This window comes from Pseudomonas sp. PSPC3-2 (genome assembly GCF_049897085.1).
GTDB classification, from domain to species: Bacteria; Pseudomonadota; Gammaproteobacteria; order Pseudomonadales; family Pseudomonadaceae; genus Aquipseudomonas; species Aquipseudomonas paraveronii.
Window position 1 is genome coordinate 334437 of record NZ_JAFCVO010000004.1, and the last position, 9697, is coordinate 344133.

At 63.9% G+C, this 9697-nt stretch carries 3 protein-coding genes and 1 rRNA gene; all 4 read right to left on the reverse strand.

Annotation, left to right across the window (positions count from 1 at the left end; genetic code table 11):
• Window positions 1–111: 111 nt before the first annotated feature.
• The 4 genes from recD to rrf all read right to left on the reverse strand — a co-directional run bounded on the left by recD (window position 112) and on the right by rrf (window position 9553).
• Window positions 112–2181: an exodeoxyribonuclease V subunit alpha gene (gene recD / locus ACP7CJ_RS10125; RefSeq protein ID WP_426100268.1), complete on the reverse strand. Its 2070-nt coding sequence runs from the start codon at window positions 2179–2181 to the stop codon at window positions 112–114.
• Window positions 2178–5852, reverse strand: coding sequence for an exodeoxyribonuclease V subunit beta (recB, locus tag ACP7CJ_RS10130; protein WP_426100270.1), 3675 nt, complete (start codon window positions 5850–5852; stop codon window positions 2178–2180). Before recB ends, recD begins: the two co-directional genes overlap by 4 nt.
• Window positions 5849–9301: an exodeoxyribonuclease V subunit gamma gene (gene recC, locus ACP7CJ_RS10135; RefSeq protein ID WP_426100272.1), complete on the reverse strand. Its 3453-nt coding sequence runs from the start codon at window positions 9299–9301 to the stop codon at window positions 5849–5851. Before recC ends, recB begins: the two co-directional genes overlap by 4 nt.
• Before the next feature lie 136 nt (window positions 9302–9437).
• Window positions 9438–9553 (reverse strand): 5S ribosomal RNA (gene rrf, locus ACP7CJ_RS10140).
• Window positions 9554–9697: the final 144 nt, after the last annotated feature.

Below are 9697 nucleotides of genomic sequence, written 5' to 3' on the forward strand. Positions count from 1 at the left end.
ATGCCGCAACGATAGCACAGCGGCGAAAAGCCCCACGAGGCAACGCCTCGAAGGGTCCCGCTATTTTTTCAGAAAAATCAGACGTTCGAATCAGAAATACCTAAGGGCCGATCAGTCCGTTTTTCCTGGCTCATGGCCCAACTCCAGCATCAACCCGCTCAGGCGCTTGACCTTGCGCCGCACGGCTTCCTCAAATACCCCGCCGCGTGGCTCGATCAGGCTGAACCAGCGCTTGGCGCGGGTGATGCCGGTGTAGATCAGCTCTTTGGTGAGCACCGGGTTCAACGCATCCGGCAGGATCAACGCGGTGTGGGTGAACTCGGAGCCCTGGGATTTGTGTACGGTCATGGCGTACACGGTTTCCACGTCGTTGAGCCGGCTGGGCAGCACAAAGCGCACGCCGCCCTGGCCGTCGTTACGTGGGAAGGCCACGCGCAACACGTGGGAGCCGCCGTCGCTTTCGGGCAGCTTCAGGGCGATGCCGATATCGCCGTTCATCAGGCCCAGGCCGTAATCGTTGCGAGTCATCAGCACCGGGCGGCCTTCGTACCATTGCTCATCGCTGTCGATCAGCCGCGCTTTGCGCAAGGCGGCGGTGATGCGCAGGTTCAGCCCTTCCACGCCCCAAGGGCCCTTGCGCACGGCGCAGAGCAGTTGGAAGGCGTCAAAGGCTTGCAGCAGTTGTTGTGCCCAGTGGGTCCAGGCGGGGTCGTCACGCGGGGTGTCGGCCGGTGGACGCGCAGCGTGCAGCAGGTTCAGGTAAGCACGATAGCCTTCGGCGCCGTCGCCCGGTCCATCCAGCACCAGGCGTTCCAGTGCGTGGTCGTGTTCGCCCTTGAGGCTGACGCAGAACAAATCGCGGTGGCTGCCGGCGGCCAGCAACCGCCGCGCTTCTTCGGCGTTTTGCTGGTTGACCCAGCGCGCCAGTTGGCCGATGCCGCTGCCTTCGCCGAAGCGCCGCGAGTAGCGCAGCATCACCACTTGCTGGGCCAGCGGGTGGCTGCCGTCGCGGTCTTCCTGCAGGCCGCTGCTGCTGAGGTCTTCGCCGCTGACCGCTTGTAGCCATTGGCGGGTGTCGGGGCTGTACCAGCCGGCCTCGGCGTCGCGGCACAGGTCGCCAAGTACGGCGCCGGCCTCGACCGAGGCGAGCTGGTCCTTGTCGCCCAGCAGCACCAAGCGTGCGTGAGGCGGCAAGGCGTCGAGCAGGTTGGCCATCATTTCCAGGTCGATCATCGAGGCTTCATCCACCACCAGCACATCCAGCGGCAATGGATTGCCCAGGTGGTGACGGAAATGGCGGGTGCCCGGGCGGCTGCCCAACAGGCGGTGGACGGTGGTGACCTGGGTCGGGATTTTTTCGCGCACGCTGTCAGGCACTTTCAGCGACAGCACTTGCTGGCTGATGGATTCGGTGAGCCGTGCGGCGGCTTTACCGGTGGGCGCCGCCAGACGAATGCGCAACGGGCTGCCGGCTTCCACGGCCGGCGCCTGCAACAGGGCGAGCAGGCGCACCACGGTGGTGGTCTTGCCGGTGCCGGGGCCGCCGGTGACGATACTGAAGGCACCACGCGTGGCCAGGGCGCAGGCGAGTTTCTGCCAGTCGATCACGCCATCCGGCGGCGGTTGGTCGAACAGGCCATTCAGGCGCTGGGGCAGATCGGCGGCGAGGTTTTCTTCTGTGGCCAGGCGCAAGCGCAAGGCGCTGTCGATGCGCCGTTCGTAGGTCCAATAGCGGCGCAGGTACAGGCGTTTGCCGGACAGCACCAACGGGCGGCTTTGCGCGGCCTCGCTGCCGTCGACAGCCAACGCGACCAACGGGCTGGTGGCCAGGGCGTGGCACCAATGGCCGCCGTCCAGGCCATCGAGCAGTTGCGACGGCAGCAGCATGGCGCCGGTTTGCAGGTCGCCTTCGGGCGGCAGCGACAGGGCGAAATCCGGCGCCTTGAGGGTTTCGAACAGGTCCAGGCACACATGACCGTGGCCCAGTTGATGGCTGGTCAGGGCCGCAGCCAGCAACACCAAGGGGTCGGCCTGTGGATCGAGTTCGTGCAGAAAGCCGACGAACGCCTTATCCAGCGCGCGCAGCCAGCCACGCTCGACCCACCGCTCGAACAGTTGCACCAGGTCGGCGGCGCGGCTGAGGGGCATCAGCGCCTCCAGCGGTAACGGCGACAGGCTCATAGCAACACTCCTTGTTCCCAGGCGGGCTCAGCCTTGGGCGGTAACGATTGGCCTTGGAACATCAGGTCCAGGCTCTCGATCAGCGCGCGTGGCGGCCGCGTGAAGTACGCCCCCTGGCTGGCGGCCCGAGTGCCGCGCAGGAACAGATAGAGCGCGCCGCCGACATGCCGGTCGTAGTCGTAATCCGCCAGGCGCGCCTTGAGTTGGCGATGCAGGGCCAGCAGGTAAAGCACGTATTGCAGGTCGTACCGATGCTCAAGGATCGACTGTTCCATGGCTTGCTGGGTGTAGGCCGAATCATCGGGGCCGAGCCAGTTGGATTTGTAGTCGGCCACGTAATAACGGCCGTCGTGTTCGAAGGTCAGGTCGATAAAGCCCTTGAACATGCCGTTGAGCAACACCGGTTCTGCCGCGACGCGGGAGACGCCGTTGTGGGTGTACTGGCACACCAGCTTGTCGAGGGCGAGCACGTCGACTTTATGGCTGGCGAACCAGAACTCCATTTCGATCTGGTAGTGCTGCAGGCCGCTGAGCGTGACCTGATCGTTATCCAGCGGCAGTGGCGTTTGCAGCAGATGGCCGAGCCAACCGCTGAGGGTCATGATCCAGCCTTCCCAATTGCGGCGGTTGCAGCGCGCGCCCACGGCCTTTTCGATCGCCTGCGCGGTCACGTCGAAACCGTCTTCGCCCGCCCATTCCAGGAGTCCATGGAGGAAGGTGCCGGGGTTAGGACCGCGTGGGAAACGGTGAATATCACTGCCCGACGCCGCCACTTCACGCGGTGCGTCAGGGTCGAGGCGTTCGTCGTCGAACAGCTTCTGGGCTTGTGGGCTTTCCGGCGCTTCGAGGCTGGCGGCGCTCATGCTGTCGCCGATGCGCAAAGCGCTGTAGGACGCGATCCACCAGTTTTCCGCAGCCTTGCGCTTGGGCAGCAGGGGCGCCAGCAACGTGGCTTCGTTACGCGGCGGGTAGAAGAGGCTGGCTTGTGATTCGGGCACCGGCGCGTAATGCACGGCGCAACAGCCTTCCTGTAGATCCAGCAACCAGCGCGCCAAGCCGGCGGACTCAGCCAGCGCGGCACCGGCGCCGAGCAAATAGCCCAGGGCCGACAGGTGCAGCACGGAGCTGTTGTTATTGCCGCGCTTGAGGTCGGCAATACCCAGCCAGCACGCGTGTTTGGCGCGGGTCAGGGCGACGTAGAACAGACGCAGGTCTTCCGCCAGGCGCTCGTCATCGGCCTGGGCGATCAACTCGGTGGTCGGGCGCAGGCTGACCTGCGACTTGCCGTTGGCATCGTGGTAATGCAGCGGCAAGCGGCTGCCATCCACCGGTTTGGCCGAGCAGATGAAGGGCAGGAACACCAGGTCGTATTCCAGGCCCTTGGATTTGTGGATGGTCACCACCTTGACCAGTTGCTCGTCGCTTTCCAGGCGCAGGATCTGTTCTTCACCGGCCTGCCCCGACAGCGCGAGGTGTTCGGCCAGGTGGCGGATCAAGGCTTGTTCGCCGTCCAGTTCGGAGGCCGCCTGTTGCAGCAGTTCGCTGAGGTGCAACAGGTTGGTCAGCACGCGCTCGCCATCGCTGCGGGCGATCAGGGTTTGCGGCAGTTTGAAGTCGTGCAGCAGGCGACGCAGCATCGGCAGCACGCCTTGGCTGCGCCAGATCGCACGGTAGCCGCGGAACTGCATCACCCGGCTTTCCCACGCCAGTTCGTCCTGGTTCAGACGCTCAAGCTCGGGCAGTGACAGGTTCAAGGTGACGCAGGCCAGCGCGGCGCGCAGCGGGCGTTCGACGTCGGGCTCAGCGCAGGCCTTGAGCCAGGCCAGCAGGTCGTGCGCCTCCTGGGCGGCGAACACCGAGTCCTTGTCCGACAGGTACACGCTGCGCACGCCACGGGCGGCCAACTCGCCGCGCACGGCTTGGGCTTCTTTGCCGTCGCGCACGAGGATGGCGATGTCCGACGGCAACACGCCGTTGAAGCTGCCGTCTGCTTGTAGGAAACCCGCACTGCCTTGCTGCCCTCCGTTGAGCAACTCGACAATCTGTGTGGCGCAGGCAGCGGCCAGTTGCTGACGATAAACCGCGTTGGACATCGGCTGATCGGTGGGCAGGTGCCAGAGGTTCAGCGCGGGTAGCGTCTGACCATCGACCTGCAGTTGCTCCTTGCGGCCTTGGGACAGCACCGGCTGGAACGGCACCGGGTTTTCGCCACTCGGCTTACGGAACAGAAACGCGCCACGGCCGGTTTCCGCACGCTGGAACACATGGTTTACCGCCTCGACCATCGGGTGGCTGGAGCGGAAGTTGGTGCCCAGGGTGTGGTGGCGGCCGGTGGTGGATTGGCGTGCGCGCAGGTAGGTGTAGATGTCGGCGCCGCGGAAGGCGTAGATCGCTTGCTTGGGGTCGCCGATCAGGAACAGGCCGCTGTCGAGGTGGTTTTCTTCGATGCGGTAGATGCTGTCGAAGATGCTGTACTGCACCGGATCGGTGTCCTGGAATTCGTCGATCAGGGCGACCGGGAACTGCTCGCGGATCACACTGGCCAGACGCTCGCCGCCGTCGGTTTGCAGGGCGGCGTTGAGGCGGATCAGCATGTCGTCGAAGCCCATTTCGGCGCGCCGGCGTTTTTCATCTTCGAAGCGTTTGCCGACCCACGCGGCGGCGTGTTGCAACACGGCGGCGTCGGGGGTTGGCAACGCATCCAGGCTGGCCTTGAGGCTGGCCATGGCGTCGATGCCCGGGTGATGCGGCGGCTCGCCCTTCCAGGCTTCGGCCATGCCGTCCGGGGTCAGGCGGGTGAAGCCGGTGCCGATGTCCAGCTGTTCGAGGGCTTCGTCAGCGGCCCAGGCGCTGATTTTTTCGAACCAGGGTTCGAAGTAACGCGCTTGCATCTTGCGCCCATCGACGGCTTTGGCGGCGACGGCTTGCAGGCAAAGGTCGCGCAACTCGCCGGCCCATTGCTGCCACGGCGCTTTGAGGGCGACCAGGGCGTCGCGGCGTTCCTGCAGGCACGCGCTGATCAGCTCGGCCAGCTCGCGGCTTTCACCGGTGGGCCGTTCGCTGCCAAACAGCGCGCGCACCCGAGGCATCAGCGCGGCCGGGCCACCCCAGTTGTTGCGGACCCAGTTGAGCGCATCGTCGTGCATCGGATAGCAAAACAGGCGCCAGTAGTCGCGCAGCACTTCGCCGAGCAGGTCGCTGTGGTCGGTTTCCAGAGTCTGGGTGAACAGACTACCGCTGTCGAAGGCGTGTTCGCGCAGCATGCGCTGGCACCAACTGTGGATGGTCGAAACGGCGGCTTCGTCCATCCATTGCGCAGCGATATCCAGACGGTTGGCGCAGGCGGGCCATTGCTCGGGCGCGTATTGATCGCGCAGTTCGGCGATCAGGGCGTCGGGCGGTTGGATCTCATCGCGGAAGAACCGCGCGGCTTCGGCCAGGCGGATGCGGATGCGTTCGCGCAGCTCTTTGGTCGCTGCGTCGGTAAAGGTCACCACGAGGATTTGCGGTGGAAGCAGTTCGCGGCCGAAGCCAGCGTCATCGCCGCCGTGGCCGAGTACCAGGCGCAGGTATAAGGCGGAAATGGTGAAGGTCTTGCCGGTGCCGGCGCTGGCTTCAATCAGCTGGCTGCCTTTGAGCGGGAAGGCCAGGGCCAAGGGTTTGCTGCTCATGCGCCGGCCTCCTCGCCAGTGAGTGATCGCCAGGGGGCGTTGATCAGGGGGCGATACAGGGTTTCGCACCAGCCTTCGAATTCTTCGCTGGCCACCAGGGCCGCGTAGTCGGGGAATTGCCGGGTGAGCGCGGGGGTTTCGCGGCGTTCGCCATCGGTGTTGATGCCATCACCTTCGTAGGCTTTACTCGCGGCCGCCGCGGCTTTGGCCGGGTCGGTTTGACCGAGCCAGGCGAACGCGGTTTTGACCGCGACGGGCAGCGGTTTCGCCATGCCGATGTGCCAGGCCAGCAGCAGGTCGCCGAGGATGTCCCGGGCGCTGGAGGGCTCCAACGGGGCCAGCAGCAAGGTGTCGTCACTGGCCACCAGCGCGGTACTCAACGGCAGGCCGCAGGCGCAGGCGACCAGGTGGTTGACCCAAGGGCGAATCAGCCGATGCCACTTGCGGGTCTTGATCGAACCGATGCTGTTGGGGATCGTGGTGACACTCAACAACCCGCCGTCACTACGCCGATGCAGGCCGCTGATCCAGCCTTCGAGCTGAATGCCTTGATGCTCGAAACTGATCGGTTCCGCCCCAGTGTGTGGCGTGGGCCAAAGGGCCAGCAGTTGTTGATAGCGTTGCAGCAGGCCAGGCAAGGGCTCGATCAGTTCGTTGCGCAGGCACTCGCCGAAACCGACCATGGGCAGCAGGCCACTGCCTTGCAGGCGACGGGCCTGGGCGCTGAGCGCCTGGTCGATATGATCGGGCTGGCTCAGCGCAGCGTTCAGCAAACTGTCGCTCAAGCTGTAGCGTTGTAGGGCATCGAGGACAAAGGGTTCCTCATCGGCCAGCGGCACTTCGGCGGCTTCGAAGAATACTTTCAGACGCTGGCTGAAGAAGTGTTTGACCGGGTTGCGCAGGAAGTCCTGCAACTGGCCGAGGCTCAGGGGTTCTTCCTGTTGATGGGCAGCGAGTTCGGTGTTGTCCGCCGGCGCATCGGTCACCTCGTGTAGCAACTGCCATTCGCGGGCGTAGCTGAACAGCGGGTCACCGGTGTGGAAGTAGCGCGCACTGAAGGGCTGGAGCGGGTGTTCCTGGGTCATTGCGTCAAGCAGCGGTGCGTCGCTTTGGGCGTGGTGCCAGCCGCTGGCGAGATGGTCGCGCAGTTGGCCGATCAATACCGATGCCGGGCGCTCGCTGTTGTCACGAATGCTGCGGCCGACCCAACTGATGTAGAGCTGGTCGCGGGCTGACAGCAGGGCTTCGAGCAGCAGGTAGCGGTCGTCTTCGCGACGTGAGCGGTCGCCGGGGCGGTAGTCGCTGCCCATCAGGTCGAAATCCAGCGGGGGTTGTGCGCGGGGGTAGTCGCCGTCATTCATGCCGAGCAGGCAGACGAGCTTGAACGGGATCGCGCGCATCGGCATCAGGGTGCAAAAATTGACAGCTCCGGCGAGAAAGCGCTGGGACAGGCGCCCTTGGTCAAGGCCGGCGAGCCACGCCTCGCGGACTACGGTGAGCGGTAACTCGTCCTGCAGGCCGACGGACTCGCAGGTTTCCAGCCAGGTTTCCCTGAGCTGTTCGAGCTGGCCCAACAGGTAGTCATCGTGTTCGCTGCTGGGCAGGAAAAACAGCTGCATCAAGCGTTGCAGGCGCTCGCCCCATTCTTGCGGAACCGCAGGTTGTGACAAGGCTTGATGGGCGTCGCTGAGTGCGTCGAGCAACGCGACCAGCGGACCGATCAAGGCCGCGTCGAGGCCACCGATTTCGTCGTAGGGCTCGATACCGTCGCAGGCGACACCCGTGCCCACGGCATAACCCAGCAGCATCCGCCGCAAACCAAATCGCCAGCTGTTTTGCTCGAGTTCGTGGGGCAGGCCAAGACCGGCACGCTGCTCGGCGTTGAGGCCCCAGCGGATGCCGGCGCCTTCGATCCAACGATGCAGCGTGGGCAGGTCGCGTTCCTTGATGGCGAAGCGCTCGCGCAGAGCCGGGACGTCGAGCAGGTCAAGAATTTCACTGACCGGAAAGCGGCTGTCGGGGAGCTTGAGCAGGTGTTCGACGGCGATCAGCAGCGGGTCGCGGCCGCGTTGGCCTTGGTCGGTGAGGGTGAAGGGGATGAAGCGTGGATCGCTGCGGTCCAACTGGCCGAACACTGCACGAATGTGCGGCGCGTAGCTGTCGACGTCGGGGACCATGATGATGATGTCGCGGGGACGCAACGCGGGGTCGGCGCTGAAGCGTTGGAGCAGTTGGTCGTGGAGGATTTCCACTTCGCGTTGGGCGCTGTGGGCGATGTGAAAGCGGATGGAGGTATCGCGCTGCAGATCGACGGCGGGCCATACGTCACGGGTTTCGTTGAGGGGGCGCAGTTCGAGGATATCGTCCTGGAGCTGGTTGAGCAGTGTGGTCGGTTCGCTGTCGCTGAACAGGTCGATGCGGCCGTCGCGAAATGCAGCGCGGTAGCTGTTGGGATCGTCGTAGCTGTCGAGCAGGCTAATGTAGTCACGGCCCTGTTTGCCCCAGGCGGCGAGCAACGGATGCGCATGCTGGTGCAGGGTCTGCGGATCGATGGTGACCGGCATGCCGGCTTTGCGTGCTTGGCGTTTGTATTCGTTACGCAGCAAATCTTTGTCGGCCACGATGTCGGACCAATGGTGGCGACAGGGGTTGTGCACGCAGAGCAGGACCTGACTGAAGCGCGCCAGGCCGGCGAGCGCTTCGAGTGCTTGCGCGGGCAATGAGGAAATGCCAAAAACGATCACTCGAGAAGGCAGCCCTGGCGGCGCTTGCTCAAGGCTGTTGATCCGTTCGATAAAGCGCTGATGCACACCGGCGCGGCTTTGCGCCATGCCCGCTTCCCCCACATCCAGCAGCAGGGCACGCCATAATTCGGCTTGCCAGCAGTTCGCGGCGTCGAGGGGTTTGGATTCGCCTCGGCCGTTACGCAGTTGATGGCGGCCAGCGGCCCAATCTTCCAGCCAGTCGGCGCGATAGACCTGATATTGGTCGAACAGGTCTGCCAATCGTTCGGCGAGCTGGTAGCGTTTGCGCAGGTCGCTGTCGTCCGTGAGGAAGCGCTGCAGCGGCTCGAAGTACGGTTGATTGATCAGCTCGGGGAGCAGGCGCATCAGGCGCCAAGTCAGCGGGGCTTTATCGAGCAGGGACTTGGGCGGGATTTCGTCGCGCCCCAGGACCATGCGATAGAGCTGCCACATGAAGCTACCGGGCAGTTGCACGTCGATCGCCGCAGCAATGCCGCAGCCGCCCATGTCGTCATCTTCCGGATCTTCGGCCAGGGCCAGTTTGAGCCATTGGGCGATGCCGTTGCTCTGTACCAGGGCGATTTCATTTTCCAGAGGGGCCAGGGGATAACGGCGCATCCAACTGACCACCAGGCTGCGCAATTCGTCCAGGCGGTTGCCGTGAACCACCATGAATCCTGCGCTGAGAGGCGTCGCATCCGGCATAACGGCTTCCTTGGCAAAAGCAAAATCGAGGCGTGGACTTTAGCACTGAAGACTATCGCGATGAGCCTCTTCGCACTTTTCGAGCGGACAAACAAAACCCCTGTCTGCGTAAGCAAACAGGGGTTCTGGAATTTAATCTTGACGATGACCTACTCTCACATGGGGAAACCCCACACTACCATCGGCGATGCATCGTTTCACTGCTGAGTTCGGGATGGGATCAGGTGGTTCCAATGCTCTATGGTCGTCAAGAAATTCGGGTACTGAGTCGTGGCCAGCTGGCCTCGCTTCAGCAAATTGGGTATGTGATAGCTTTCGGTGTTTTGTGAGATTCGAACTTTCGGTTCGTTTCGTCTTCACACACCGCAATCTGATGCTCTTTCGAGTAGTCAAATT

Coding starts and splice junctions, on each gene's coding strand:
- recC (WP_426100272.1), bottom strand. CDS start 9,301: ATGCCGGATGCGACGCCTCTCAGCGCAGGATTCATGGTGGTTCACGGC.
- recD (WP_426100268.1), bottom strand. CDS start 2,181: ATGAGCCTGTCGCCGTTACCGCTGGAGGCGCTGATGCCCCTCAGCCGC.
- recB (WP_426100270.1), bottom strand. CDS start 5,852: ATGAGCAGCAAACCCTTGGCCCTGGCCTTCCCGCTCAAAGGCAGCCAG.